Source organism: Methylobacterium sp. HJ2 (assembly GCF_056431005.1).
Genome location: NZ_JBWJYM010000005.1, coordinates 372,120 through 398,039, shown reverse-complemented (window position 1 = coordinate 398,039; position 25,920 = coordinate 372,120). Strand labels below are relative to the sequence as shown.

Sequence of the window (25,920 nt, the reverse complement as noted above, 5' to 3'; positions counted from 1 at the left end):
CTCAGTACTCCCACTCCGCCCCGACGCCGAGGCTGGTGCGGCCGTCGCTGCCGGCCTCGCCCTGGATCTTCACCCGGCGGGTGACGTCGTAATCGACGGTGGCGGCCGTGTCGGCGGGCTTGGCGCCGGCCTTCACGCCGACGCTGAGGCGGTCCGAGAGGTAGCGCGAGGCGCCGAGCGCCGGGCCGCCGCTGGTGCCCGTGGAGACGTCGAGGCTGTCGAGGCCGAGCCCCTTGCGGGCCGATTCGAACACGTCCGGGCCGCCCGCGCCGCCGGAGAACTGCGCCACCGCCTGGGCGAGCTGCAGCGCCTGGAACGGCGAGAGGCTGCCCGAGGCCTTCTTGAACAGCAGGCGCGAGAGGACCTCGTCCTGCGGCAGGGTCGGGTCCGAGGAGATCTCGAAGGCCGGCTGGTTGGCCGGGCCGGTCACGGCGATCCGGGCGGTGATGTCGGTGGCCTTGGTCTCGGCCACGAAATCGAGGTCGGGCCGGGTCAGCTCGCCCCCGAAGGTCAGGCGCCCGCGGGTGAAATCGAGGCGCTGCCCGATCACCGCGAGCCGGCCGCGACGCAGGTCGAACGCGCCGGTCGCCGCCGGGTCGCGCGAGGAGCCGGTGAGGCGCAGGGATCCGCCGAGCTCCGCGTCGATGCCGCGCCCGCGCACGAAGATGCGGTTCGGGGCCTCGACCCGGATGTCGAGGGCGGCGTCGAAGGGCGCCGCCGCACGGCCGCGCCGGCCCGAACCCCGCTTGGCCTCGGCCGGCTGGGCGCGCGGCTGGGCCCGGCTCGCGAGCCGCGCGCGCACCTCCGGCGGGGTGTTGATCCGGCGGATGCCGGGCAGCGGCTGCACGGTGGCGGGGAGCCGGTCGGGCACCGCGACGTCGACCGAGACCACGTCGACCCGGCCCGTCACCTTCGGGGTGCGGGCGAGCGCCCCACCGAGCGTCAGGTCGAGCCCCGCCACCGCGGTGACGAGGGGGCTGGAGACGAGTTCCGCCTTCGTGCCCGAGATCCGCAGGGAGCCGGGGAAGCCCGCCTCCGGCTGGAGTGCCACCCGGCCCTCCGCCCGCAGGGCGCCGCCGTTGCGGGTCGCGGCGGTGAGGCGCTCCAGCACCACCGTGTCGCCCTGCCCCGTCGCCCGACCCTGGATGTCGGTGAGGCGGATGCCCTGGAGCGGGTCGGTGAAGCTGCCGCCGGTGAGCGTCGCCGCGCCCTCGGCGCGGGGGGCCGCGAGGCTGCCGCCGACCCGGGCGTCGAGGGCGACCCGGCCGCCGAGGCGCTGGCCGCCGGCGCTGAGCAGGCTGTTGGCCAGTGCGAGGTCGAGGGTGCCGCGCGCGGTGAGCGCGAGGGCGCCCCCGGCGGCGGCGGGCAGCGAGCCGCCGACCGTCAGCGCGACGCCGCTGCCCGCCGTGACGCGGCCGTCGAGGCCGACGCGCCCGTCGGCCAGCGTGCCCGCGGCCCGCGCCTCGATCGGCGGCAGCCCGGCCTTGCGGGTCTCGGGCGTCACCAGCTTGGCGATGCTCAGGCTGTAGCGCCCCTCCGGCCGGTCGGGATGGCCCTGCACCCGGGCCTCGCCGTCGAGGCTGCCCGAGAGCGCGAGGCCCTCGCTGGCGATGCGGGCGAGCGAGAGCGGCAGGGCCCGGATCGCGAGCTGGAGGTCGAGGGCGTCGCGGGCGGCGCGGCCCGACAGGGTGAGCCGGCCGGTGCCCGCCGCGATCGCGAGGGCGTCGACCGAGGCCGCCCCGTCCGCCAGGGTCAGGGTGGCGGGTGCCGCGAGGCTGAGGCGGTCGGGGCCGCGGGCGGCGCTGAAGCGGGAGAGCGCGATCCGGATCGGCGGGCCGGGCTGGAGCCGGGCGGCGCCGTCGAGGTCGAAGCCGCGGGCCTTGGCCGTCAGCACGATGTCGCTCGCGCCCGCCAGCCCGGTGGCGGTGAGGCGCAGGGTGTCGAGGCTCTCGCCGGCGGCTGTCAGCCGGTCGGCCTCGAGCCGCCCGTCGATCCGGGGCGCCGCCCGGAGGTCGCTGCCGCGCAGGTCCGCGTCGAGCCGGGCGAGGCCGATCTCGCCGGCCCGCAGCGCGGCGGCCCTGGCCCGCAGGGTCGCGTCCTGGCGGCCCCCGGCGCGGGCGAGGGTCAGCGCCGCGTCGAGGCTGCCGCCGAGCCGGGTGAGGGCGAGGGGCGAGAGGTCGTCGAGGTCGGCGGCGCGGAGGGCGAGGCTCCCTTCCGCCAGCCAGGTCGCCGCCCCGACCCGCGCCTGCCCCGACAGGCTCGCCGAGCCGAGGCCGAGGGCGAGGCGGTCGAGGGACCAGTCGTCCCCGGCGCGGACGAGGTGGAGGTCGCCCGCGAGCGGCTTGCCGCCGACGCTGCCGGCGAGCCGCAGCGTGCCGTCCGGGCTGCCCAGCGCGTCCGCGAGGGCGATGTCGGCGCGCAGGGCCCGCACCGGGCGCCCGAGAGCCGAGGCCTCCGGCGCCTCCAGGACGGCGGCGAGATCGGGCTTCTCCAGGGTGCCGGAGAGGCGGCCCGAGAGGTTCGCCCGACCGCCAAGCCGGGCGTCGAGGCCCGAGAGATCCTTGAGATCGAGGTCGAGCCGGGCGTCGGCGAGGCGGGCGGTGGCGCGGCCGTCGAGGCGGGCGATCATGCGCTGGCCCTCGAGCCGCAGGCCCTCGAAGCCGTAGCCGTCATAGACCTGGGACAGGCGGCCGGTGAGGCGCGGAGCCCGCCCGAGCAGCCGGTCGAGCGCGGGGGTGCCGAGCGCCAGCCCCTCGGTGCCGAGATCGAGATCGGCCGAGACCGCCTTGCGGGCCGGATCGCCCGCGAGCTTGGCCCGCGCCGTCAGACGCCCGGCAAGCGGGCGCCCGGCGAGGTCCGAGAAAGCGGCGATGTCGGCGAGCGCCGCGTCGAGGCTCCCCGTCAGGGTGTTGCGGCCGATCCGGCCCGCATAGGTCGCCTCCAGCGTCGGCGCGCTGAGGCGCAGGCGCTCGACCGCCACGCTGTTGTCGGGCTCCAGCGTGCCCGCGAAGCTCAGCCCGGCGCGGCCCCCGATCGCCCGCTGCAGGGCGCGGTCGGCGAGCGCCAGACCCTCGATCCGAGCGTCGGCCGCGAGGGTGAAGCGGTCGGCGGCGGTCGAGCCCGCAGCGGAACCGGGCGCGGGCTCGGCCCGGATGTCGGCCTCGATCCGGTCGAGGCGGCTGTCCTCGGCGCGCAGGCCCGCGGCCCGGAGCGAGCCCAGCACCCGCGGCCGGCTCAAGGGGCCCTTCAGGCTGGCGTCGAGGACGAGGCTCGCGATCTCGGAGCGCTCGGTGCGGGTCACCCCGCCCTCGGTCGGCACGGCGCGGGCCTGGAGGGTGAAATCGGCGTTGCGCTGGGCGTCGAGGCTGCCCCGCGCCTCGAGGCGGGCGGTGCGCGAGGTCAGCTCCAGCCTGTCGATGCCGAGGCTGCCGCTGTCGGCGAAGCGCAGGGCGCCGTCGAGCTTCGTCGTGCCCGAGAACACCGCCGCAGCGGGGCCGGGCAGCAGGCCCTCGATCCGGGCGGCGAGGTCGAGGCCGAGGCGGCGCTCCGCCCCGATCCGGCTGATCCTGGCCCCGCCCCGGGCGCCGATGCCCTCGCCCGCGTCGAAGTCGAGGCGGGCGTTCCAGGCGTCGAGCGTCCCGCGCCCGTCGAGGTCGAGGCTGATCGGCGGCGCGCCCGGCACGTCCAGGCCCCGCGAGAGCAGGCCGCCCGCGGGCTCGGAGAGCGTGGTCTTCACCTCGAGCCGCGCGCCCTGGGGCACGTAGAGCAGGCGGGCGCCGAAGGCGCCGCCCGCGTCGAGCCGGCGCACGGCGACGTCCAGGTCGAGGCCCTCGGCCGGGTTGCCGAGCCTGGCCCGGCCGCTGGCGGAGAGCCGGGCCGGCTGGCCGGCCACCGCCTCGCCCAGCGCCAGCTCGGCGAGCTGGAAGGCCTTGATCTCGACCTTGACCGGGAGATCCGGCAGCAGGGTGCCGTCCGGCTCCTCGGTGGGCGGGTGGGCGGCGGGGATCGGGCGGCGCAGCACCGAGACGCGGCCGACCTCCAGGCTGTCGACCTCGAGCCGGCCCGAGAGCAGGGCGAGGCGGCGCCAGACGATGCGGGCCCGGTCGAGCCGCAGCCAGACGCCGTCGCGGTCGCTGATCGCCACGTCGCGGATGGTGGCGTCCGAGGAGAGCGCCCCGTCGACCGCCCCGATCGCCACGCGGGAGGACGGGGTGGAGAGCGCCTTCGACAGCAGCCCGCCGAGCACGCTCTTCTCGCCCTCCTCCGCCGCGCGGGAGGCGGGCGCGGCGAGGGCGAGGACGACGAGGACGGCCGCCGCGGCGCGGACGGCGCCGCGGCGCGCCTGCGAGAGAGGGCGCCCCGCGCGCTGGGGACGGGTTCGATCCCGGGTCCGATCCGCCATCAGAACGCCTGCCCCAGGCTGAGGTAGAGGGCGACCGGGCGCTCGTGGTTGCCCTTGATCCGGTCGAGCGGGAAGGCGAGGTCGGCGCGGATCGGGCCGATGGCGGTGTAGTAGCGCAGGCCGATGCCCACCGCCTTGCGGATGCGCTCGTCGAAATCCGGCAGCTCGCCCGAGAAGGCCGTGCCCGCGTCGAAGAACGGCACCACACCGATCGTGTCGGTGACCTTGATGCGGGCCTCGAGGGAGGCCTCGAGCAGGCTGCGCCCGCCGACCGGCAGGTTGAAGGGCCCGCGCGGCCCGAGCGTCCGGTAGGGGAAGCCGCGCACCGAGCCGCCGCCGCCCGCGAAGAAGCGGATATTGGCCGGGATCTCGTCGAGGCGCGCCCCCGAGATCGAGCCGAAGCCGATGCGGCCGGCCAGGATGTACCGGGCGTCCTCGTCCAGCGCGTAGTAGGTCGAGCCCTGCGCCTTGGCGACCAGGATCGAGGGATCGGAGCCGAGGAAGCCCGCGTAGGGGGTGAGCGAGGCGGTGGCGCGCACGCCCTCGGTCGGGTCGAGCAGGTTGTCGGTGGAATCGTAGGAGACCGAGGCGCCGAGGCCGATCAGCCGGTAATCGACCTTGCCCAGCGCGTCCTGCGAGCGGCCGGCCTGCCCGTCGAGGGCGAGCTGGGCGAAGAACGTGTCGGAGACGCGGTGGCGGACGCCGAGCGTGGCGCCGGCCGCGTCCGCGACGTAGCTCTGCTGCGCCTCGCGGCCCAGGAAGGCGTTCGCCACAAGGTCGTTGCGGCTGCCCCAGAGGGCGGGCTTCACGAAGGTCGCCGCGAGCCGGCCGCCGAGGCCGTTCGAGTCGATGCCCGCGAGCTTGCGCTGCCGCGCGTAGAGGTCGTTGCCCAGGTAGTAGAGGTCGGCGTCGAGCCGCAGGGTTTCGCCGCCGCCGAACAGGTTGCGGTTGGCGTAGGTCGCGCGCACGCCCGGCCCGTCGACGGTGGAGTAGCGCGCCGAGACGCCGATGAGATTGCGGGCCCGCTCGGTGACGTCGACGAAGATCGGCAGGTTGCCGGCCGCGTCGAGCGCCTCGCCCTCGCGCACCCGCACGGAGCCGAGCCCCTCGACCTTGACCAGCGCCCGGCGCATGTCGGCGAGGGCCTTGGGCGAATAGGGATCGCCCGGCTCCGCGTAGATGAAGGAGCGCACCACCGCGGGGTCGATGTCCTGCGTGCCCCGCACCGTCACGGCGCCGAGGCCCGCCACGGGGCCGGGATCGATCGTGACGGTCACGTCCAGGACGCGGGCGGAATCGTCCACCACGGGATCGCGCGAGACCACCTTGGCGAAGGGGTGGCCGCGGCTGCGCAGCCGGTCGACCAGGGCGGCCTCGCGGGCGAGCACCGCGGTCGAGCGGGCCGGCGTATCGGGATCGATGCGGGTCAGGCGCTCGGGGATCTCGTCCGCGCCGAAGGGCCGGCCCTGGCGGTCGCGCACCACGATCCGCCGCAGGTGGTATTGCGGCCCCGGATCGACCGCGATCTTCACCGGCACGAGGGCGCGGCCGCGGGCGGCTTCGGCGGCGCGGGCGGCGGTCGCCAGCGAGGCCTCGCCCGTGAGCGTGACGTCCTCCACCCGGATCGCGACCCGGCCGGCGTAGTAGCCGAAGCCCTCCAGCGCCTCGGGCAGGCGGCGCAGATCCGCCTCGGCCCGGCGCACCAGCCCCTCCCCGTCCGGCGGCGGCTCGCGGCGCAGGCGGTAGAGGCTCGCGGTGTCCTGCAGGGCGGTGACGAGGGCGTCGTCGTCGGCGCCGCGGATCCGCACGTCGTAGGGCAGCGCCTCGGCGCGGGGCGCCAGCGGCTCCTCCGTCTCGCCGAACAACCCGAACAGGTCGAAGGCGGCGGCCGGTGCCGGGCAGCCCAGCGCCAGCCCGGCGGCGAGCGCCAGGGCGGAGGCCAGATGGGACGGGGCGGGCGCCGTCGCGGCCAAGGCCAGGGGGAGCGCCGACGCGGCCGGCCCCGCCGCGAACGGACGGGCCGGCGATGCGACGGCCCGCTGCGGCCGGATCACGCGGTGAATCGGGTCACGCCTCGGGACCGCCCTGCGCCGGACGGTGGGCGGACGCGCACGCCGCGCGTGCTGCAGGCGTCTGGATCATCGGAAGCCCCCGCTTCAGGTATCGGCACGGCGCGGCGGACGCCACGGACGGGCCGCGACCGGAGGATGCGCGGGCCGGGCCTCTCCCCCGAGACGCCCGCCGACCCGCATCGGTGCCCTCCACCCGCGATCGACGGAAGCCTAGCGGCTGAGGCCCGGCGCGGCAACCTCGAGCGGTCCGCGGCGGGCCCGAGACCCGGGCCCGGAGACGGCTCGGGCCCTGCCATCCCCCGGTTGCGCACAGGCTCCGCGCGGCGGCCGATCCGCCGCACGGGGACCGCCCGCTGCACGCGTGCGTCCCCCTCGGCCGGGCCCCCAGCGCCTCCCCGCGTGCGCTCGCGCACAGGTCCGCGCGCGCCGCGCGGTTCCGTGCGCGAGGGGCGGGTTTCCGACCTTGCCATGCGGTCGGCCGGGACCTACCTCAGCGTGTGCCGGGGCCCTGGATTCCGCGTCGCGGGCCAGCGCGCCGGCCGATCGTCCTGAGACATTTCCGCACCCCTCGCGAAATCTTTGGCGCGGTGCGCGGCGAATGTTACCGAGGCTGGGTTTTTCGGCCCCGACATCTGTTGCGTCGCGTGGACGCTTAGGTCATCTCCGGTCCGTCCCTCCGCGAGAACGGTCAGGCTTCCCGCCGGTCCGCCATCCACGCCAGTTCAGCCCGGCCTCACGGTCCGGCCGTGCTGCCAGGGAAGCACGAGCTTAACGACGCCCGAGAAAGGTCAGATGAGCGCATTCGACTACAGGAACTTCGACGACCGCCGCCAGAATTCCGCCAACGCCAAGGCTGCCCTCCTGGCAAAATTCAAGGCCCGCCCCGCTCCCGACGATCCGGAGATGCAGGCGAAGGCCCAGGCCCGCGCCGAGATCGCGCGCGCCCGCGACGAGCGCACCCGCGAGCGCGAGGCCGCCCGCATCGCCGCTGAGCGCAGGGCCGCTGAAGAGAAGCGCCTGCGCGAGGAAGCCGAGCTCGCTGCCCAGATCGCCCGCGAGGAGGCCGAACTCGCCGCCTCGCAGGAGCGCAAGGCCGCCGAGCTCGCCGCCAAGAAGGCGCTGCGCGACGCGCGCTACGCCGCCCGCAAGGCCAAGGTGAAGGCCAAGCGCTGAGGCGCATCGGCCGGCACCCGCCCGGCCCCGCACCGCTTCGGCCCGCCTCGGGCCCTCCATCGCGCCGCTCGCCCGCCCCGGGCGGGCGGCGTTTTCCTGTCCGGGGCGGGTTGCCGGAGGCCCTGGGCAAGCCATCTGGGTGTCCAAATCCGAACCGGAGGAAACCCGATGCGCCGAACCCTGCGCCGAGTCTTGCCCCGAGTCTTGCTCCGACCCTTGCGCCCTGCTCCGCGCCCTCTCCCGGCCCACCGCGCGCGGCTGCGCCCGGGATCGGCTTCGGCCGCCCTCCTGATCCTGCTCGCGGCCGGGCCCGCCGCGGCGCAGCCCCGGCCCGCGGAGCAATCCCAAACTCAGGCCCAGGCCCAATCCCAGCCCCAAGCCCCGGCCCAGTCCCAGGCCGCTCCGGGGCCCGACGCGCGGGTCGCGGCCTGCGACAGCCTCGTCGCCCTGCGCCAGCTCGCCGCCGAGGCGGGCGAGGACCACGCCCGCGCCCTCGCCCAGGTCATCGACCAACCCGGCGGCCAGCCCGGCTGCCGCGCGGTGGCGCGCGACGCGGTCGGTGCGGTCGAGCGGCGGGCGATGTTCGGCGGCGCGCCCTACGAGTGCCTCGCCCTGCCGTCCGGCGGCTGCGTCTGGGTGCTGCCCTGAGGCGGATCGGCGGCCCGGCAACCTTCACCGCTCCCGGTCCTGCCCTATCTGGAGGCACAAGCCCGGCCGGACCGGGCGCCCACGGAGGAACCGGACCACGATGGTGAGCATGCGCGCGCGAAGTGTCTGCCTGGGTCTCGCGCTGGCGGGGGCGCTCGCCGCCGGCGCCGCCCGGGCCGAGCCGCCGATTCGGGGCCCTCAGGACGCGGCCTGCCGCAACGAGGCGCGGGGCCGTGTGTTCTCGGCGCCCAACCCGCGGGGCCTGCCCGTCGAGGTGCTCGGACGGCAGATCTATCACGCCTGCATGCGGCGCTCGACGGGCCGGCGGCGCTAGAGCCGTCGCCGACCGGATCGCATCCGGTCGGCGTCCCGAGATCGTCGGAGCGACGCGCAGTCCTGTCGCCGAACCGACCACCTGAGTCGTCGGAACGCGCGCACGGGCGCTCGGCGCCGAACCGCATGCCGGTTCGGCGTCGGAGGGCCCCTCATCCAGGCGGGTTTGGCGCAGCCGCCGTCGCGGCGCGGTCGGGAGCGGCTCTCGGATCGCCGCGCGAGGTGGTGGCGCCGTCTCCGGCGTACCGGGTCGGCCTCAGGCCCGCAGCGGCGCGCCGATGCGGGCGCGCAGCTGGGCGCGCAGGTTCTCGTTGGCGCTCTCGCCGCCGGAGCGCGCCTCGGCGTCGACCCGCCACATCAGCCGCAGGAGCTGGCTGATCGGGGTGGCCTGGCTCTGGACCGCCTCCGCCACCAGCTGGGTGAGGGGCTTCTCGGTCACAGGCCGGCCCTGCACGCCGTCAAGCAAAAGAGCCATGGGGGATGCGCTCGTTCTCGGAATGATTCTGAACCCGACGGGCGGGCGGATACGCCTTTCGGGCGCCCGGCGCCAGCCCTCGGCGCAAAAATCGGTAGCCGGCGCGTAAACGAGGGCCGCGCGGCGCGTCTTTCCGGTCACCCTGATCCGGATCGGGGCGGGGCCAGGGGCGAGGCGTCGAAACCGTCGAGGAGGTCCTGCGGGTCGCGGTAGATCCAGGCGCAGCCGGCCGCCGCGAGATCCGCCTCGGGGAAGCCGCCGCAGAGCACGCCGATCGTGGCGAGCCCGGCCTTGCCCGCGGCCTCGGCGTCGTAGGGCGTGTCGCCCACCACCACGATCTCCGCTGTGTCGAGGCCGGGGCAGCGCGCGCCGAGCTTGGACACGGCCGCCTCGAAGATGTCGGGATGGGGCTTCGAGCGGTCGGCGTCGTCGGAGCTCGTGGCGACGTCGACCAGATCGGCGATGCCCAGGATCTCCTGGTAGCGCTCGACCTCGTCCCGCTTGCCCGAGGAGGCCAGCGCGATGGCGAGCCCCGCCTCCCGGATGCGCCGGAACAGGGCCGGCACGGCGGGGAAGGGCCGCACCCGCGGGAGGAAGTCGCGCTTGAACAGGTCGGAGCGGTAGGCCTCGATCGCCTTGCCCTCCCGCTCCAGCCGCTCGGGCGAGAGGAAGACCGGCATCAGCTCGTCGCCGCCCTTGCCGATCTGGCCGCGGACGTCCGCCCGCTCGGTCTCGACCCCGAAATGCCGGAAGGCCGCGACCCAGGCGTCGGCGTGGAGGTCGACGCTGTCGAGCAGCGTGCCGTCGATGTCGAAGATCACCGCCCGCATGGCGCCGCCTCAGCGCGGAACGATGTGGAGGCCGTCGTCGGGCAGCAGATTGCGGGCGGGGCCGCCGGTCTGCTGGCCGCGGCCCTGCTGGTAGTAGGGCAGCTCGGGACGGCGGTCGTTGTCCCCGCCCGAATCGTAGGCCCAGGGCGCGTCCCAGGGCGCCCGCCCGCCGACGGTGATCGGCACCGGCGCGCCCGCGAAACCCGCATCGGGGCGGGCCGCGGCGGGCAGCGGCAGCAGCAGGAGCGCGGCGAGGCAGACGGGACGGATCTTCATGGAGCGTTCTCCGCGGCATGCCCCGCGCCGCGGCCCGGGATCGGGTGGACAACGGCACAGGTTGCGCTCCGTTCCGGGGGCGAGCCCGGAACCGGGCCGCCTCCCGGACCTGGGGGCAGCACCCGGGGAGTGTGGACCCGGGCAGGCCCCCGGCCCGGAACGGCGCGAGCCCGCCCCCGGGGACGGGGACGGGCTCGATTCACGACACCGGAATTCGTGCGGCGAGGGCCTGTCCGGCCCGGCCCCGGCCTAGTGCAGGGCCGGAGCGGCGGCGCGGGCGGCCTTCGCCTTGACGAGGCCGGCGGTAACCGCCGCCTTCGCACCGGCGGGCGCCGCCACCTTGGCGGACGGCTTGGACGCCGCCTCGGAGGCCGACTTCGCGGCCGGCTTGGCAGAGGTCTTAGCTGCGGTCTTGGCAGCAACCTTGGCAGCCGGCTCGGCGACCGGGGTCGCGGCGGCCTTCGGAGCGGCGGGCTTCGGAGCGGCCTTGGCCGGCTTGGCGGCGACGGGCTTCTCCGCCGCGGTCTTCGCCGCCGGCTTGGTCACGACCTTGGCCGCCTTCGGCGCGGCGACCGTCTCGGCGGCCGGGGCCGCGACGGCCCGCATCTCGGCCTCGGCGCGCAGCCAATGGATCTCGGCGCGGCCGTGCACCCGGCCCTCGCCCTCCCAGATGTAATAGGCGCGCTCGCGCACCTGATGCTCGCTCATCATCGCCATGCCCTGGTCTCCTGAACCGATCCGGGAGAACGATGGAAGGGCAAGGTTAAGAGGGAGTTAACCGGTTGTGCGCCGCAAACCCCGGGGCGCCGTCCGCGGGACGGGCCGGCTTCAGCGGCCCTTGGAGAGCCGGCGGGCATTCGCCCGGACCTTGCGGCGGTAGCCGGCCACGACCCCGGCGGTGGTGCCGCCCGAGGCCACCAGGAGCGCGGCCTCGCCCGCCGCCATGATCTTCTCGCTCACCATGCGCTGCGCCTCGGCCTGGGCCGCGGTGCCGCCGGCCGCCAGCATCATCAGGCGCATGCCGATCACCTGCTGCGATTCGAAAGCCAGCAGGGTGGTGTCCATGCTGAGCTTCCACCACGGTCCGAACATGCAGGTCTCCTCGCAGGGCTTCGTCACGACCGGCCTCGTCCCGATGGGGCCGGTCTCGCATGGGGCAGGCCCGGAATCGGGGCCGCCCGGCATTGGGCCGGTCCGGACTGGATCCGGACCGGACACGGCCGGGCTTGAGCGTCAAGCCGCGGGACGCCGCGCCCGTTCCCGCCGGGCAGCCCCGTGCCCGGCGCGCGGCCCGCGTCGGGCGAAGCGACCCGCGTCGGTCGAAGCGGCCGGTGTCAGTCGAAGCGGCCCTTGGCGCCCGCGCCGCCGAGGCTGATCTTCTTCTGGCCGCCGCCGCCGAGGCTGATCTTCTTGGGGGGCGCCTTCGGGCCGCGCCCCGCCCCGGCCTCGGCGGCCGGCTCGGGGGTGGGGGCCGCGGGCTTGAGATGGGCCTGGCCGTGGATCACCGAGCCGATCTCGCCCGCCGCCCGCACGAGATCCTCGCGGCTGCAGGCCCGGGCCACCTTCAGGCCGAGCTGGTGCATGTGGCTCTTGCCGTAGAGATAGGCCGCGAGCTGGGCCCGCTTCAGGGGCGGGATCGTCTCCAGCAGCTCGGGCAGGTCGTACTCGTCGGCCCGGTAGACGGAGCCCAGCAGCTCCAGCGAGACCGGGCAGGTGGCGTCGGGCTCGGCCGCGCTGGTCGGATGCGCTTGGGTCATGGAGTCACCTCTGCGGTCGGGATCGGGGCAGTCGGAATCGGGGCGGCCTGGGCTCGCGAACCCGGCGCCGCGGTCCCACCCTGAAGAGCGGCGGAATCCGGCGGCACGAGGGCGGCGAGCATCCCGGCCGGCTCCCGCTCGGCGAGATCGGGGGCGGCACGGTCGGGAGCGGTGGGTTCGGGCGCGGCGGGTTCGGGCGCTGCGCCGGCCGATCCCTGCGCCGGCGCCGGGCCCTGCGCAAGCGCGGACCGCGCCGCGCGGACATCCGCCTCGGCCAGCGCCGAGCCGGGGGCGGGCGCCAGCGGCTTGAGGCAGCCGGTGCAGACCGACGCGATGGCGATGCGGGCGCGCCGGTCGGCACGCTCCCACACGGCCTCGCGCGCCCGGCGCGCGCTCTCGGCCTCGGACGGGGCCCCGGCGGCGGCGGTGCCCCCCGCGCCGGTCTCGGGCGTGGCCGGCGGCCGGATGCGCAGGAACAGCGGCTCCTGCGCCGCGGCGGTCGCGCCGGCCAGCGCCGCGCCCACCAGGACGGCGGCCCCCAGCCCGAGGCCGGACCGACTCCCGGCGCGGGCGGGCGCGGGACCCGCCGGCGCGGCAGGCCCGGTGCGGGGCGCAGAGCTGCTCATGCTGCCATGCTCTGGACGGGACCTCTCCGGGCGGACGCTCCCGGTCGCGGCCCGTCCGGGATCGGGCAACAGGGTTAACCCGACCCTAACGGATCGGCGCCGGAGGGCGCAGGGCCTTCAGACTTCATTAACCATGACGGGGCGAGCCTCGCACCCTGACATTCTGGCGGAGGAGGGTTCCATGACGCACCTCGTGACGGACCTCGTCGCGGCCGTGACGCTCCGGACCTGGGCGCTCCCGGACTGGACGCTCCAGAACTGGGCGCTCGCCGGCCTGATGCTCGGGGCGCTGCTCCGGGCCGCGCGCCCGGCGCTGCGCCAGCCCCAGCCGGTCCCGGTGCGGGTGCGGCGGCGCCCGCACTGACGCGCGCCTGACCGGAGACGCCCGCCCGCGCGGCGTCTCAGATCCCCTCCCCGGCCGGCGCCGCCTCGGCGGCGCGCTGGGCGCGGGCCTGCGCACGCCCCAGCCAGAGGCTGCTGGCGAGCCACGCGGCCGAGAGCGGCACCGCCGTCAGCGCCACCGCGGTGGCGCCGAAGCCGAGCGCCCCGATGCCCGCGTAGGACCACGCCCCGGCCTGGTCGCCGAGGCGGTAGACCACCGTGTCGATGAAGTTCTTGGCCTTGTAGCGGTCCTCGCGCGGCACCACCGTGAACAGCACCTCGCGCACCGGCCGGCTGATCGCGAAGTTGCCGGCCCGGCGCAGCACCTGGAAGGCGACGATCGCCGCGATGGTGGGCGAGACCGCGAGCGCCGCGAATCCCAACACGCTCAAGGCCGGCAGGATCGCGAGCGTCGGCCCGACGCCGATGGCCTTGGTGATCCGGCCGGTGAGGAAGAGCTGGATGCCGAGGGTGAGCAGGTTCACCGCGAGGTCGACGCTGGCGAAGAACGCCGTCTGGGCGGCACGGTCGGGGAAGCTGCGCTTGGCGATCTCGGCCTGCTGGAAATACAGGAAGGTCGAGGTCACCGAGAACAGCAGCAGGAACAGGGCGATGTTGAGCAGGTAGGGCGACGCGAAGGTGCGGGTGATGCCCGCGAAGGCGCTGCCCCCGATGGCGCCGCCCCGCTCGTCCACGCCCCCCGCCTCCGCACGCCCATGCGGCACCCGGTGCAGGCGCTCGGACAGGCGGGCGAGGCCCCGCATGCTGAACACCGCGGCCTCAAGCAGCAGCACCGCGCCCAGCATCAGGCCCCAGGTCGGCACGCTGCGGGCGAGCACCGCGGTGGTGCCCGAGCCCGCGATGGCGCCGAGCGTCGCGCCCGCCGCGATGAAGCCGAACAGGCGCTTGCCCTGCTCCGTGGAGAACACGTCCACGATGGTGGCCCAGAAGATCGACACCACGAACAGGTTGAAGATCGAGAGCCAGACGAAGAACACCCGCCCGATCCAGATGTCCCAGTCCGGCGGCGCGCCGTAGAGCGCCAGGGCGAAGAGCAGGATGTGGCTTGCGAAGAACCGGTAGGTCAGCGGCACGAAGCGCGCCCGCGGCAGGCGCTTCACCAGCCAGGCGAAGGGGAGGTTGAGCGCCAGCATGCCCACCAGCGTCGCGGTGAACAGCCAGGGCAGGTTCTCGAGCCCGCCCGCCACGCCCATCTGGTCGCGGATCGGGCGCAGCATGTAGTAGGCGGCCAGGATCGAGAAGATGTAGGCCCAGGACCACGCGAGCGCCGGCCCCTCCCCCGGCCGCAGGTCGATCAGCCGGGCGAGGAGGGCGCGCGGGGGCGCGACCCCGCCCGGGGCGGCGACCCCGCCTGGGGCCGTCGCCCCGCTCGGGCGCGTCACTGCGTGAGCCCGAGGGTCCGGCGCAGCTCCGGCGCGGTCTGGTCGTGGCCGAAGCCGGGCGAACCCATCGCGAACTTGCCGGCGTCCGAGAGGCCGCCGACCACCACCGGGTCGAAGCCGGCGTCGCGCACCAGACCCTCGGCGACGCGCAGGGCCTCCGGATCGTCGCCCGCGATCGGGATCGCCATGCGGCCGCCGCTGCGCCCGGCCCCGCCATCGGCGCCGTTCTTCTCGAAGATCTTGTAGTTCGCCGCGTTGAAGGCCCGTACCAGCTTGGCGCCGGGGAAGTACTTGGCCGAGGTGGCGCCGATGCCGGCCGCCTGGACCTCGTCGTAGAGCGCGCCGTCGCGCGCCTTGGTGGCGTTGCCGGCATCGAGCACGACCTTACCCTTCAGGGCCTCGCCGGAGCTCTTCGACAGCTCCGGATAGGCCTTGTAGGGCACGGCCAGGAACACCGCCCCGCCGAAGCGGATCGCCTCCTCGGGGGTGCCGGCCTTGGCGTTCGGGCCGGCCGCCTCGACCAGCGGCTTCAGGTCGTCGGGATGGCGCGAGGCGAACATCACCGGGTGCCCGGCCTTGGCCCAGAGCGTGCCGATGGTGCCCCCGATATGGCCGCCGCCGATGATGCCGATGCGGATCGGCTCGGCCGCGGCGGGGCCTGCGAGCATCACGCCGGCGGCGGCGAGCAGGATGCGGCGGGTGAGCCCCCCGCCCCCCCGCTTGCGGGCGGGCGCGGCAACCGCGCCAAGCGCGACTGCGCGCCGCCGCCCCTGCGGCGCAGGCCCGCGCCCCGAGGCTTCGGGGACCGGGCGCACGAGATCGTCATACCGCATCGATGAAGCGCTCCATCTCTGTTCGCTCGGCCGGGTCGGGCAGGCGCCCGCGGGCGGCGGCGAGGTTGTCCTCGACGTAGGCGACCTTGGCCATGCCGGGGATCGGGCAGGTCACGGCCGGGTGGCCGAGGACGTATTTCAGGAAGAATTGCGGCCAGGTCTCGCAGCCGAAGGCCCGGGCGAAATCGGGCACCGCCTTGCCCTGCACCGCCTTGAACAGGCGGTCGCGCCCGAACGGCACGTTGATCATCACGGCGATGCCCTTGTCGGCGGCGAGCGGCAGGATGCGCTCGGCCGCCGCCCGGTTGTCGATGGCGTAGTTGACCTGGACGAAGTCGAGGGGCTCGCGCGCCATCACCGGCTCCAGCCCGTCGAACTGCCCGTCGCGCCAGACCGTGACGCCGACATACCGGGTCTTGCCCGCGGCCTTGAGGTCGCGCAGCACCGCGAGATTGTTCGCGGTGTCGATGAGATTGTGCACGGCGATCAGATCGAGCCGCGCGACGCCGAGCCGGGCCAGGGAGCGGGCGATCTCGGCGCGGGACGCCTCCGCCCCGGTGGTGTCGACCTTGCTCGCCAGGAACACCTTCTCGCGCAGGTCGCCCTTGGCGAGGATCTTTCCCAGCACGTCCTCGGCGGTGCCGTAGCTCGGGGCGGTGTCGATCACCGAGCCGCCGAGCGCCACGAAGCGGCGCACCGCCGCCTCGAGCGGCGCGACGGCCTCCGGCGTCGGCTCGACCTCGTAGCGGCGCGAGGTGCCGATGCCGATCGCCGGCAGCGTCTCGCCCGATTTCGGGATCGGGCGCCGGATCAGCGCGTCCTCGGCCAAGGCGGCCCGGCCCGCGAGCGGCGCGAGGGCCCCGGCGCCCAGGAGGGTGCCCGCGGCCAGCAGGGCCCGGCGGGACAGGGGCCGGGACGGGGGTGATGTCGACGGCACGGCGGGCCTCCCTTCGTAACCCCCGGTTGCAGGGGTGTCGGGAAGGCTCAACTAGGGCATCGTTCCGAAAGGTGGCCCCGGCCGCCGGGAAAAAGGCCGATGCCGATCGCGTGAGCGGCTCAATCCTCCTCGGGCGGATCCTCGAACTCGGCACCCTCGGTGTCGGGGGCGATGCGCCAGCGGTACTCGTCGATGGCCAGGAAGGCCCGGTGCACCGCCTGCGGGTCGAGGCCGTCGCGCACCACGAGGGTCTGGAAGTCGATGAACAGGCGGGCGATGCGGGCCTCCTCGGAGAGCGCCTGCAGGGCCGAGGAGCTCGCCCCCGCCCGCATCATGAAGCGCCTGGCCGCGCCCTCCGGGTCGGGCAGAGCCACCACCGCGACCTGCCCGGCGGTGTCGGGCCGCAGCTCCGCCCAGCGGGCGGGCGTCCAGGCGATGATGGCCTCCAGCTGCTTCATCGGCGGGTGTTCCGGGCGGGTGTGCGGGCGCGGGTACGGGCGGATGTCCGGGCTGCCGGGGTACAGGCTCCCGCGGGGTCCGTCGAGACGGACCCCGGGCGCGCCCGTCGAGATGGATCCCGGCGGGGCCCGTCGAGTGGACCCCAGGCGGCCCCCGTCGAGATGGTCCCCGGGCCCGCCCGGGCCGCGGCGCAAGACCGCGGACACGCCGCGCCGGACAATTAAGTCGGCTACCTTCGGTTTTCGTCAAGATCTTGGAAATACCTTTTCCGGAGCGTCCAATATCGCGGCTTCCCGTCGCAGATCTGTAATCGTCGGCTGCATAGATATGCTGGTACAACCAGAGAGTGTTGACCTCCTCGTGCGGCGCGATCAGGTCGCGGCCTTCCTGTCCGCGCTGCCGCTCACGCTCCTGTCGAACGTCTTCGTCTCGGCCTCCTACGCCGTCATGATGTGGGACGCCCTGGACCACGGCCAGATCCTGGGCTGGGTCGGGCTCAACGCGGCGATCGTCGCCGGGCGCCTCGCCCTCGCGGGGATCCAGAGGGCGCAGGGCGTCGCCGAGCGGGCGCCGCACCGGGTCCTGATCGCCTCGTGGATCGGCGCCCTGCTGTCGGGCCTGTGCTGGACCTGGATGCTGGCCGTCTGCGCGGCGGCGGGGCAGGCCTACACCGTCGCGACCGGGCTCGCCTTCTGCGGGATCAACGCGGGCTCGGTGATCCAGAGCACCACCAACCGCGGGGCGACCCTGGCCTTCATCCTGCCCAGCAGCGCCCTGCTGGTTCTGGTCCTCCTCGGCCTCGGGACGCTGCAATCGCAGCTGATGGCCGTCAACATGCTGCTCCTGACCGTGCTGATGGTGCGGGCCACGGGCCGGGCGGAGCGGGACTACCTCACCGCGGCGCGGCTGAAGCACGAGGCCCGCCACCTCGCCGCGTCGCTCACCCGGGCCAACATCGCCGCCGAGGAGGCCCTGCGGCGCCTCGACCACGCCGCCAGCCACGATCCCCTGACGGATCTCGCCAACCGCGCCGCCTACCAGCGGGCCTTCGCGGCGCTGCTCGCCCGGGCCGAGCGGGGCGAGGGCACGCTCGCGGTGGTGCTGATCGACCTCGACCGCTTCAAGGCCGTCAACGACAGCTGCGGCCACGCCGCGGGCGACGCGGTGCTGGTCGAGGCGGCGCGCCGCCTCCGGGGGGTGCTGGGACCCGGGGACATGGCCGCGCGCCTCGGCGGCGACGAGTTCGCCGTCCTGGTCTTCCGGGAGGCGATGGGGGAGGCGGACGCGGCCATCGCGGCGCGGATCGTGCGGGACATGGCCGCGCCCTTCGCCGTCGCGGACCACGCCCTGCGGGCCGGCGCGAGCGTGGGCGTCGCGCGCTGTCCCGGCGACGCGCGCAATCTCAAGGACCTGCAGATCTGCGCCGATCTCGCGCTCTACGCGGCGAAGGCCGCGGGACGCGGCACGTGGCAGCGCTTCAGCGAGGCCCGGCACCACGGTCCCAGGGCCGGCGCCGGGATCGCGCGGGCCCTCGCGGACGCCTTGGCGGCGGACGCCTTGGCGGCGGATGCCTTGGCGGAGGATGCCTTGGCGGAGGATGCCTTGGCGGAGGATGCCTTGGCGGCGGACGCGGTCGAGGTCTGGTTCCAGCCCCAGGTCGCGGCCGATACCGGGCGGCCCTGCGGGGTGGAGGCGCTGCTGCGCTGGAGCCATCCGGAGCTCGGGCGGATCGCCCCGCCCGACGCCGTCGCGGCCGCCGCCGCCGCGGGCCTGTCGCGGGCGCTCCTCCGCCACGTCCTGCGCCAGGGCTGCCGCATGGCCGCGGCTCTGGAGGCGGCCGGCCACGGCGACGTCGTCGTCTCGATCAACGTCCCGCCGGAGGCGTTCGGCACCGGCATGGTGGCCGAGGCGGTGGCGGAGGCGCTGGCCCGGCACGGGCTCGGCGGGCGCCGGCTGGCCCTCGAGATCACCGAGGAGGCGGCCTACGCGGCCGAGCGCGGCGGAGCGGAAGTCGCCGGGCGCGCCGGGGCGGAGGTCGCGGCGCTGCGGGCCATGGGCGTGGCGATCGTCATCGACGATTTCGGCATGGCCTACGCCTCGATCGGCGCCCTGCGGGCGATCCGCTTCGACGCGCTCAAGATCGACAAGACCTTCATCGGCGGGATCTGCGGCGGGGCCGGCTCGGGCCCCGAGGGCCAGGATCTCGCCCTGACCGGGGCGATCCTGGCCTTCGCCCGCGCCCTCGCGGTCGGCGTCGTCGCCGAGGGCGTCGAGACGCCGGCGCAGGTCGAGGCCCTGAGGCGGCTCGGATGCCCGGTGCTGCAGGGCTATCACTACGCCCCCGCCCTGCCCCCGGCCCGCGCCCTCGCGTGGATCGCGCAGGCCGATGCCGCGGCCTGCGTCCGGGAGACGCGGCAGAAATCTCGGCAGGAAGCACGGCAAGAGGCGCGGCAAGAGGCTTGGGAAGAGGCTTGGGAAGAGGCGCTGCAGGGGCGCGGGCAGGCGGGACTGCGCGGGGGCCGGCAGGGCGCGCGCCGCGCCGCGGCCGGCTGAGCGGGCGCCGCCCTCCCCCTCGGCCCCTCCCCCTCGGCCGGAACGGGCCTGCCCCTTGCAGGTTGTTGCCGGACAGGCCGACGCCTGAGGGGGCGCCGGGCGCCCCGCCTGCTCCCGGAGCGCGATGGACCAGCCGACGCCGCCCGTTCACCGCGCCCCCACGGACGGGCGGGACGCCCGCCCGCGGGACGCCGCGGAGATCACCGCCCGCGGCCTCGCCCTCGGCGCCGCGATCACGGTCGTGTTCATGGCGGCCAACGTCTACATGGGCCTGAAGACCGGGATGACGTTCTCGTCCTCGATCCCGGCCGCGATGATCTCGATGGGCTGCCTGCGGCTCATGGGCGGGGCCGGCATCCTCGAGAACAACATCGTGCAGACCCAGGCCTCGGCCGCCGGCACCCTGTGCAACGTCATCCTGGTCCTGCCGGGGCTGGTGCTGATCGGGCACTGGCACGGCTTCCCGTTCTGGCAGACCGCGGCCGTCTGCCTGATCGGCGGGCTGCTCGGCGTCGCCTTCTCGATCCCGCTGCGCCGCGCCCTGGTGATGGGCGAGAGCCTGCCCTACCCGGAAGGCGTCGCCGCCGCCGAGGTGCTGCGCACCGGCCAGGAGCACGGGGAGGCGGGCGCGCGCGGGCTCGCCACCCTGCTCTGGGCCGCGGCCGGGGCGGGGGCGATCGGCCTCGCCACCAGCGGCTTCCGGGTGCTGGCCGACGGGGTGCGCACGGCGCTGAGCGCGGGCGGGGCGGTGTTCGGCCTCGGCACCGGCTTCTCCCTCGCCCTGATCGGCGTCGGCTACCTCGTGGGCATCGGGGCCTGCCTCGCGGTGCTCACCGGCGTCGTCATCGCCTGGGGCATCGCGGTGCCGGCGCTGACGGCGCTGGCCGACCCCGCAGGCGCGGGCCCGGCCGAGCTGGCCCAGCGGGTCTGGGCCGACGAGGTCCGGCTGATCGGGGCCGGCATCATCGCGGTGGGCGGGGTCTGGACCGTGGGCTCGCTCGCCGGGCCGATCCTCGCCAGCATCCGCTCGGCGCTGGCCTCGGCGGGCCAAGCCGGGGGCGGGCGCAGCCTGCGCGACCTGCCCCGCCAGGAGCGCGACCTGCCGATCACCTGGGTCGCCGCGGCGGCGGCGGGCCTCGCCCTGCCGCTGGCGGGCCTGATCTGGTGGTTCGCCGCCGACGCGCGGCTCGGGGCCCTGCTGCCGGCGCTGGTGGCGGCCGCGACCCTGTTCGTGCTGCTCTTCGGCTTCCTGATGGCGGCGGCCTGCGGCTACCTCGCGGGGCTGCTCGGCTCCTCCTCGAGCCCGATCTCGGGAATCGGCATCATCACCACGATGGCGGTGGCCCTGCTGCTGCCGCTGCTGCTCGGGCGGGCGGCGGGGCCGGAGGGCGAGCGCTTCGTGGTGGCCGCCGCCCTGCTGGTGGCCGCCGTGATCGTCACCACCGCCTCGATCGCCAACGACAACCTGCAGGACCTCAAGACCGGCCAGCTCGTGGACGCCACGCCCTGGCGCCAGCAGGCGGTGCTGATCCTCGGCGTGGGGGTGGGCGCGGTCGTGATCGCGCCCCTGATGTCCCTGCTCTACGAGGCCTACGGCTTCGTCGGCGCCCTACCCCGCGAGGGCATGAACCCCGGCAACGCGATGGCGGCGCCCCAGGCCGCCCTGGTGACGCAGATCGCCGACGGCATCGTCAAGGGCTCGCTGCCCTGGCGCATGGTGCTGATCGGGCTCGGGCTCGGCGCGGTCTTCGTCCTGGTCGAGGCCAAGCTGCGGGCGCGGGGCATCAGCTTCCCGGCGCTCACGGTGGGCATCGGCATGTATCTCCCGCTCAGCGTCGAGATGACGATCGCCCTCGGGGGCATCCTCGGCTGGCTCGCCGAGCGGCACCTGCGCCGCGCGCGAGATCCGAAGACGCAGGCCCCGGCGGCGCGGGATGCGAAGGCCGTCGATGCGGCGGTGGAGCGGGCCCGCCGCCGCGGCGTGCTGCTGGCCTCGGGCTTCCTCGTGGGCGAGAGCTGCGTCGGCGTCGGGCTCGCGGGCGCCGACACGCTGGCCGGCCGCTCCGGCGCCCTGGCGATCCCCGGCCTCGACGGGCCGTCGGCCACCTGGCTCGGGCTCGCGGTGTTCCTAGCCGGCCTCGGGGTGTTCTACCGCCTGGTCTCGCGGGCGCCGCCGGCGTGAGGCCGGGACCGGGCGCCCGCCGCGCGGGATAAGGGGCGCCGGGTCTCACACCCGATCCGGGCGATCTCCGCGCGGCGACGGCCCGGGCCCCCTGCGGGCGCGCCCCTCAAAAATCCGCCCCGTCCGGGTCGGCGAGGTCGTAGACCGCCTCGCCCAGGCGCCGGAGCGGGCCGCCGGGGCTGGCGCGCTTCCACAGGCGGGTGTTGAGGGCGGCCACCGGGTCCTGGCCCGGCACGCCGAAGCCGCGGGCGGCGAGGTGCTCGAGGATCTCGCCCGCATGCATCGGCCGGCGCGCCTCGGCAAGGATCGCCAGCACCGCCTCGACCAGGGCGCGGCCGTAGCGGCGCGCCCCCGCCGGATCCACCTCGAAGGCCACCGGCGGGGGCACGGCCGCCGCGGCGCCCGGGTTCGAGGACGGATCGAAGGCAGGGCCCGGGGCGGCGCCGGGGACCGGTCGGGCGCCCATCGGATCGGCCGCGGCGGGGCCGGCATGCGGCCCGGCGGAGCCCGGATCGGCCGCGCCCGGATGCGGAGCCCACCGGGCCGCAGCGGGGTGGGCCTGGGTGGGGGCCGGCGGGGCCGGGCTCGGCGGCGCGAAGCCCGGCCGGGCGACGCGGCGCGAGGCCAAGTCCGGCGAGGCCAAGTCCGGCGAAACGGAATCCGGCGAAACGGGGTTCGGCGCAACGCGATCCGGCGCGGCACGCGCGGGTGCCGGCCCGGCGGAGGCCGGGGCCCGGGGCGGCTCCCAGGCCGGAGCGTCGCCCCCCGGCTCGCCCACGCCCTGGCCCCCCGCGCGATCCCACCATGCGGCAGGCTCCGGCGCCGCGCCGCGCAGGCGGCGGCCGAGCTCGAGATAGAGCAGGTGATCGGCGATGGCGCGGTCGAGCGCCTCGCGCTGTCGGCGCAGCTCGGTCAGGCGAGCCTCGATCTCGGCATCCGACAGAATCATCGCGACTCGGAATCCGGTTCAGGGAATGCAGAGCCTAGCAGACCGGATCTTCTAACGGAAGATAGAAGACTCCATGTTCCATTCTTTTAGTGGGAATTTCGAGGTCCGGGAACAATCGGCGCAACGCTTGGAATATTCCGGCGGTGCTCTGTGTCGGGCGACGAGGCGGTCTCGAAACGCGTCGTTCCCTGGGCTCCCGCTCGGAATAGGCCTCTCTATTCCGTCGATCCGAGGGAATTCAGGCCCGGGCCTTCGTTCCCTGGATCGCGCCTCCGGCCGTTCCCTTGCGCGGCGGCACCAGCAGGGCGCCGGGATCGGCCGGCTGCAGCACCAGCCCGCCCTCGTCGAGGCTGAGGGGCAGCTTCGGGAAGACCTCGCAGAGATGGGCGAGGTCGGCCTTGAAGGCTTGGCGGAAGCTGCGGATGCTGGCGTTCTCGGCCCCGAACTGGCCGTGCAGGTTCTCCCAGGTCAGCCGCAGGGGCCGGTGCAGCGCCCGCAGGCGGTAGCCGACCCAGAACAGCAGGTCGAGCTTGCGCGCCGAGCCCGAGAAGGCTCGGGCGGCCCGGATGTCGACGGGCAGCGCGTGGCGGATCAGGTTGTCGTAGAAGTCGCGGTGGAACTCGACGTTGCGGGCCCACGCGGTCTCGCCCTGCCCTTCTCCTGGCCCGGCGGCGGGCCGCCAGAGGGCGAGGCTGCGGAAGGGCGGCACGTTGAGCGTGCTGGCCTCGCCGCGCCCGTCCCAGAGGCCGATCTGCATCGAGCAGGCGGCGAGCCGGTGCACCTGCTCCTTGAACTGCCGGATGGTGCCGCGCTCGCCCCCCGTCACCGCGAAGCCCATCTCCTTCATGAAGCCCGACAGGCTGTCGGCCACCGCCACGCTGGGGCTGCGCTGGCGCACGGCCTCGGTGCAGAGGTGCAGGAGCACCAGCCGCGCCTTGGGCCCGTAGGGCAGCCCCTGGGGCTCCCAGGCGCCCGTCACGGGGTTCTTGAGCCGCCCGGCCGTGAGGCTCAGGGAGTTGCGGCCGTAGCTGCGGCTGAACTCGCGCTCCGCGCCGGGGTCGCGATAGGGCAGGCCGCACAGCGCCAGCACCGAGTGGATGTGCTGCAGGTTCTCGGGGGCGGCGGGCTGGGTCTCGATCACCAGGCGCACCGCGTCGCGGCGGCGCTGGTCGCGGCCCATCCGGGCGCGGCGGGCGGCCTGGGCGTCCTGCACGGCCGCCGCCGCGTCGCGCTCGCGCTGGCGGTGCAGGATGTGCTCGACGATCTGGGCGAACAGGAAGCCGCCGCGGGCCGCCTCGACCTCCGCCAGGAGGTCGGCGTCGCGGATGCCGGCCAGTTTCTGCTCGATGCCCGTCACGGGTGCCCGGCGACCGTCTCTTCAAGGGGGGCGGATCCCGCCCACAGCAACACCGATGCGTGGCACGATTCGCTCCCCCGGAGTCGCCCGGCCGGGGGGAGGGGGCGGGGTTATCCCGGCTTTCCACGCTTCCCGCCCCGGGCTCGGGGCGCCGGCCGGCGGGTCTGGTCGGCCTGCGGCGGGCTCGGGTGGCCTGCGGCGGGCTCGGGTGGCCTCCGGCGGGCCCGGGTGGCCTCCGGCGGGTCTGGGCGGCCTCCGGCAGGCCCGGGCGGCCTCGGGCAGGCCGCGGGGCTCCCCGGCAGCCGCGCCGGCCTCGGACGGGCGTCCGGGCGACCTCCAGGCGACCTCTGGGCGGCCCCCGGCAGGCCGGAGCGGGCCGGGGCCGTCTCCGGCGGGCGTGGGACCCTGCCGGCGGGATCCGGGCGGGATGGCCCGGGCCCCTCCCCGCCCCCGCGCAGAGTTCGATACGGGCCGGATCCGGGGCCGACCCTGCGCAGAGTTCGATACGCCCCCATGGCCCCGGGTTGTCCCCGCTCTGCACCGCGCCGCGGCCCGATCCACGCCGAATCCGATGCGCGGATGCGCCGAATCCGATACGCCGACCCGGATTTCGGGCGCAGAGTCCGATACGCTCCCGCGCAGAGTCCGATGCGCAACCGCGCAGAGTCGGATACGCGATCACCCCCTTAGTGCTTGGCGGAGCAGGAGAATTCGGCCCCTCCTATAACCCTCAGAACAGACTCTTCTGAGAATCCCTACTGATAGTTCTCCTAAGGCGGCGGTCCCGCGTTCGCTTCGGAGAACGAGCCTGATCCCCTCTTCTTACCCATGGAATGAAGGGAATAAGCCGGCCTTCTCCACAGCCCGGCGCCTCTCACCCCCTCGCCTACCCCTCAGGAGCCCACGACCCGCATGAGCGAGACCCCGATGGAGACCCTGCTCCGCCTGATGGCCGAGCTCCGCGATCCCGAGCGCGGCTGCGCCTGGGACGTCGCCCAGAGCTTCGAGACCATCGCGCCCTACACCCTGGAGGAGGCCTACGAGGTCGCCGACGCGATCGCCCGCAACGACCTCGGAGAGCTGCGCGAGGAACTCGGCGACCTGCTGCTCCAGGTCGTCTTCCACGCCCGCATGGCGGAGGAGGCGGGCGCCTTCACCTTCGCGGACGTCGCCCGCGGGATCGGTGCCAAGCTGGTGCGGCGCCACCCGCACGTCTTCGATGCGTCCGGCAACCGGCTGCCGCCGGGCAGCCCGGCCCGGGATCCGGAGGCGGTGACGGCGGCCTGGGAGGCGATCAAGGCGCAGGAGCGGGCGGCCAAGGCGTCTGGCCCCGCGGCCGGCCCCGCGCCCGGCCCCCTCGCCGGCGTCGCCCGGGCGCTGCCCGCCCTCGCCCGCGCCGAGAAGATCTCGCGGCGGGCGGCGGCCTACGGCTTCGACTGGGCCGACGGGGCCGAGGTGGTCGGCAAGATCCGCGAGGAGACCGAGGAGGCGGCCGAGGCCCTCGCGCGGGGCGACCGGGCCCATCTCGCCGAGGAGATCGGCGATCTCCTGTTCTCGGTCGCCAACCTCGCCCGGCACGCGGGCATCGACCCGGAGGCGGCCCTCCGGGCCGGGACCGACAAGTTCGAGCGCCGCTTCGACGCGATGGCGGCCCGGCTGCGGGCCGACGGCCGCGCGCTGGAGACGAGCGATCTGGCCGCGATGGAGGCGGCCTGGGCCGCGGTGAAGCGGGCGGAGCGGGGGGAGTGATCCGGCGGCCGGCGACGGGCCGGCGCGCGGAGGCCGGCGCCGGCCCGGCCGAAGAGAGTTCGGGCGATGAGGGTTCGGACGATGACGGCTCGGCCGGCGCTGCTTGGCGGGCCCGACTTGGCGGGCGCTACTTGCCCGGCGCCTGCTTGCCCGGCCCCGCGGGAGGCTTCGGCCGCAGCCGGTCGAGGACGCGCTCGATCGCGCGCTCGACGTCGACCTGCTCGGGCGGCACCGCTGCGGAATCGGGTCGCGACGCCGGCCCGCGCTTCGGCCGCGAAGGTTTCGATCGGGGCGGGTCGCGGTCTTTCGGCATGGAGCCCGGTCTTCGTCAGGATCTGAACGGCACGGCAACGCCGCCGGGGACGGGGCCGTTCGATCTGAATCCGAGCCGGCAGGTCCTGTCCAGCCGATAAGCCCCCGTTCGGCCCCGTATGGCTAACGATTGACCATGCCGTCCCCATCGAATGCTGTGCCCGGCGGCGGGCTCGGTCGATGGACTCGGTCGATGGACTCGGGCCGGACCTG

Annotated in this window: 22 protein-coding genes; 7 read left to right on the top strand and 15 right to left on the bottom strand. The window is 75.4% G+C overall.

Annotation, left to right across the window (positions count from 1 at the left end):
* Position 1: 1 nt before the first annotated feature.
* Both ACS5RC_RS15280 and ACS5RC_RS15275 read right to left on the bottom strand, forming a co-directional pair.
* On the bottom strand, positions 2–4,402 hold the full coding sequence (locus ACS5RC_RS15280) for a translocation/assembly module TamB domain-containing protein (RefSeq protein ID WP_478344715.1): 4,401 nt from the start codon (positions 4,400–4,402) through the stop codon (positions 2–4).
* Positions 4,402–6,345, bottom strand: a complete 1,944-nt coding sequence (locus tag ACS5RC_RS15275) for an autotransporter assembly complex protein TamA (protein WP_478344760.1) — start codon at positions 6,343–6,345, stop codon at positions 4,402–4,404. The genes ACS5RC_RS15280 and ACS5RC_RS15275 overlap by 1 nt, the downstream gene beginning before the upstream one ends.
* A 921-nt stretch (positions 6,346–7,266) precedes the next feature.
* Here ACS5RC_RS15275 and ACS5RC_RS15270 point away from each other — a divergent pair.
* From ACS5RC_RS15270 to ACS5RC_RS15260, 3 genes are all read left to right on the top strand, one after another.
* A complete protein-coding gene (locus tag ACS5RC_RS15270; RefSeq protein ID WP_478344714.1) occupies positions 7,267–7,647 on the top strand; it encodes a DUF6481 family protein in 381 nt (126 codons plus the stop codon).
* A gap of 216 nt (positions 7,648–7,863) precedes the next feature.
* Complete coding sequence (locus tag ACS5RC_RS15265) at positions 7,864–8,295, top strand: hypothetical protein (protein ID WP_478344713.1); 432 nt, start codon at positions 7,864–7,866, stop codon at positions 8,293–8,295.
* Positions 8,296–8,404: 109 nt separating this feature from the next.
* Entirely contained in the window at positions 8,405–8,629 is a 225-nt protein-coding gene (locus tag ACS5RC_RS15260; protein WP_478344712.1) for a hypothetical protein, read from the top strand.
* A 255-nt stretch (positions 8,630–8,884) separates the two neighbouring features.
* Here ACS5RC_RS15260 and ACS5RC_RS15255 read toward each other — a convergent pair whose 3' ends face one another.
* The 7 genes from ACS5RC_RS15255 to ACS5RC_RS15225 form a co-directional block, all read right to left on the bottom strand.
* Entirely contained in the window at positions 8,885–9,103 is a 219-nt protein-coding gene (locus ACS5RC_RS15255; protein ID WP_478344711.1) for a hypothetical protein, read from the bottom strand.
* A 137-nt stretch (positions 9,104–9,240) separates the two neighbouring features.
* Complete coding sequence (locus tag ACS5RC_RS15250) at positions 9,241–9,933, bottom strand: HAD family hydrolase (protein ID WP_478344710.1); 693 nt, start codon at positions 9,931–9,933, stop codon at positions 9,241–9,243.
* A gap of 9 nt (positions 9,934–9,942) precedes the next feature.
* Positions 9,943–10,209: a hypothetical protein gene (locus ACS5RC_RS15245; protein WP_478344709.1), complete on the bottom strand. Its 267-nt coding sequence runs from the start codon at positions 10,207–10,209 to the stop codon at positions 9,943–9,945.
* 249 nt (positions 10,210–10,458) lie between these two features.
* Positions 10,459–10,926, bottom strand: coding sequence for a DUF2934 domain-containing protein (locus ACS5RC_RS15240; RefSeq protein ID WP_478344708.1), 468 nt, complete (start codon positions 10,924–10,926; stop codon positions 10,459–10,461).
* Between the two features lie 111 nt (positions 10,927–11,037).
* Complete coding sequence (locus ACS5RC_RS15235; RefSeq protein ID WP_478344759.1) at positions 11,038–11,301, bottom strand: hypothetical protein; 264 nt, start codon at positions 11,299–11,301, stop codon at positions 11,038–11,040.
* Between the two features lie 242 nt (positions 11,302–11,543).
* Positions 11,544–11,966, bottom strand: a complete 423-nt coding sequence (locus ACS5RC_RS15230; RefSeq protein WP_478344707.1) for a hypothetical protein — start codon at positions 11,964–11,966, stop codon at positions 11,544–11,546.
* Complete coding sequence (locus ACS5RC_RS15225; RefSeq protein WP_478344706.1) at positions 11,963–12,592, bottom strand: hypothetical protein; 630 nt, start codon at positions 12,590–12,592, stop codon at positions 11,963–11,965. Before ACS5RC_RS15225 ends, ACS5RC_RS15230 begins: the two co-directional genes overlap by 4 nt.
* Before the next feature lie 181 nt (positions 12,593–12,773).
* Here ACS5RC_RS15225 and ACS5RC_RS15220 point away from each other — a divergent pair, with 181 nt between their 5' ends.
* Positions 12,774–12,956, top strand: a complete 183-nt coding sequence (locus ACS5RC_RS15220) for a hypothetical protein (protein WP_478344705.1) — start codon at positions 12,774–12,776, stop codon at positions 12,954–12,956.
* Between the two features lie 37 nt (positions 12,957–12,993).
* Here ACS5RC_RS15220 and ACS5RC_RS15215 read toward each other — a convergent pair whose 3' ends face one another.
* The 4 genes from ACS5RC_RS15215 to ACS5RC_RS15200 form a co-directional block, all read right to left on the bottom strand.
* Positions 12,994–14,292, bottom strand: a complete 1,299-nt coding sequence (locus ACS5RC_RS15215; protein ID WP_478344758.1) for an NTP/NDP exchange transporter — start codon at positions 14,290–14,292, stop codon at positions 12,994–12,996.
* Positions 14,293–14,372: 80 nt separating this feature from the next.
* The gene (locus ACS5RC_RS15210) at positions 14,373–15,044 is read right to left on the bottom strand and encodes an NADPH-dependent F420 reductase (protein WP_478344757.1); all 672 of its coding nucleotides are present in this window, start codon (positions 15,042–15,044) and stop codon (positions 14,373–14,375) included.
* A 154-nt stretch (positions 15,045–15,198) separates the two neighbouring features.
* A complete protein-coding gene (locus tag ACS5RC_RS15205) occupies positions 15,199–16,146 on the bottom strand; it encodes an aldo/keto reductase (protein ID WP_478344704.1) in 948 nt (315 codons plus the stop codon).
* Positions 16,147–16,265: 119 nt separating this feature from the next.
* Positions 16,266–16,604, bottom strand: a complete 339-nt coding sequence (locus tag ACS5RC_RS15200; RefSeq protein WP_478344703.1) for a hypothetical protein — start codon at positions 16,602–16,604, stop codon at positions 16,266–16,268.
* A gap of 328 nt (positions 16,605–16,932) precedes the next feature.
* Between ACS5RC_RS15200 and ACS5RC_RS15195 the strand changes: the two genes are divergently transcribed.
* Entirely contained in the window at positions 16,933–19,158 is a 2,226-nt protein-coding gene (locus ACS5RC_RS15195) for a putative bifunctional diguanylate cyclase/phosphodiesterase (protein WP_478344702.1), read from the top strand.
* A 124-nt stretch (positions 19,159–19,282) separates the two neighbouring features.
* A complete protein-coding gene (locus tag ACS5RC_RS15190; protein WP_478344701.1) occupies positions 19,283–21,340 on the top strand; it encodes an OPT family oligopeptide transporter in 2,058 nt (685 codons plus the stop codon).
* 106 nt (positions 21,341–21,446) lie between these two features.
* Here ACS5RC_RS15190 and ACS5RC_RS15185 read toward each other — a convergent pair whose 3' ends face one another.
* Positions 21,447–22,289: a hypothetical protein gene (locus tag ACS5RC_RS15185; RefSeq protein ID WP_478344700.1), complete on the bottom strand. Its 843-nt coding sequence runs from the start codon at positions 22,287–22,289 to the stop codon at positions 21,447–21,449.
* A gap of 238 nt (positions 22,290–22,527) precedes the next feature.
* Positions 22,528–23,646 (bottom strand): replication protein RepA, encoded by a 1,119-nt coding sequence (locus ACS5RC_RS15180; protein WP_478344699.1) that lies wholly within the window; start codon positions 23,644–23,646, stop codon positions 22,528–22,530.
* A gap of 912 nt (positions 23,647–24,558) precedes the next feature.
* Here ACS5RC_RS15180 and mazG point away from each other — a divergent pair.
* Positions 24,559–25,395 (top strand): nucleoside triphosphate pyrophosphohydrolase, encoded by an 837-nt coding sequence (gene mazG / locus ACS5RC_RS15175; RefSeq protein WP_478344698.1) that lies wholly within the window; start codon positions 24,559–24,561, stop codon positions 25,393–25,395.
* Positions 25,396–25,920 lie beyond the last annotated feature (525 nt).

Coding starts and splice junctions, on each gene's coding strand:
- ACS5RC_RS15280 (WP_478344715.1), bottom strand. CDS start 4,402: ATGGCGGATCGGACCCGGGATCGAACCCGTCCCCAGCGCGCGGGGCGC.
- ACS5RC_RS15270 (WP_478344714.1), top strand. CDS start 7,267: ATGAGCGCATTCGACTACAGGAACTTCGACGACCGCCGCCAGAATTCC.
- ACS5RC_RS15260 (WP_478344712.1), top strand. CDS start 8,405: ATGCGCGCGCGAAGTGTCTGCCTGGGTCTCGCGCTGGCGGGGGCGCTC.
- ACS5RC_RS15255 (WP_478344711.1), bottom strand. CDS start 9,103: ATGGCTCTTTTGCTTGACGGCGTGCAGGGCCGGCCTGTGACCGAGAAG.
- ACS5RC_RS15250 (WP_478344710.1), bottom strand. CDS start 9,933: ATGCGGGCGGTGATCTTCGACATCGACGGCACGCTGCTCGACAGCGTC.
- ACS5RC_RS15245 (WP_478344709.1), bottom strand. CDS start 10,209: ATGAAGATCCGTCCCGTCTGCCTCGCCGCGCTCCTGCTGCTGCCGCTG.
- ACS5RC_RS15240 (WP_478344708.1), bottom strand. CDS start 10,926: ATGGCGATGATGAGCGAGCATCAGGTGCGCGAGCGCGCCTATTACATC.
- ACS5RC_RS15235 (WP_478344759.1), bottom strand. CDS start 11,301: ATGTTCGGACCGTGGTGGAAGCTCAGCATGGACACCACCCTGCTGGCT.
- ACS5RC_RS15230 (WP_478344707.1), bottom strand. CDS start 11,966: ATGACCCAAGCGCATCCGACCAGCGCGGCCGAGCCCGACGCCACCTGC.
- ACS5RC_RS15225 (WP_478344706.1), bottom strand. CDS start 12,592: ATGAGCAGCTCTGCGCCCCGCACCGGGCCTGCCGCGCCGGCGGGTCCC.
- ACS5RC_RS15220 (WP_478344705.1), top strand. CDS start 12,774: ATGACGCACCTCGTGACGGACCTCGTCGCGGCCGTGACGCTCCGGACC.
- ACS5RC_RS15210 (WP_478344757.1), bottom strand. CDS start 15,044: ATGCTCGCAGGCCCCGCCGCGGCCGAGCCGATCCGCATCGGCATCATC.
- ACS5RC_RS15200 (WP_478344703.1), bottom strand. CDS start 16,604: ATGAAGCAGCTGGAGGCCATCATCGCCTGGACGCCCGCCCGCTGGGCG.
- ACS5RC_RS15195 (WP_478344702.1), top strand. CDS start 16,933: ATGCTGGTACAACCAGAGAGTGTTGACCTCCTCGTGCGGCGCGATCAG.
- ACS5RC_RS15190 (WP_478344701.1), top strand. CDS start 19,283: ATGGACCAGCCGACGCCGCCCGTTCACCGCGCCCCCACGGACGGGCGG.
- ACS5RC_RS15185 (WP_478344700.1), bottom strand. CDS start 22,289: ATGATTCTGTCGGATGCCGAGATCGAGGCTCGCCTGACCGAGCTGCGC.
- mazG (WP_478344698.1), top strand. CDS start 24,559: ATGAGCGAGACCCCGATGGAGACCCTGCTCCGCCTGATGGCCGAGCTC.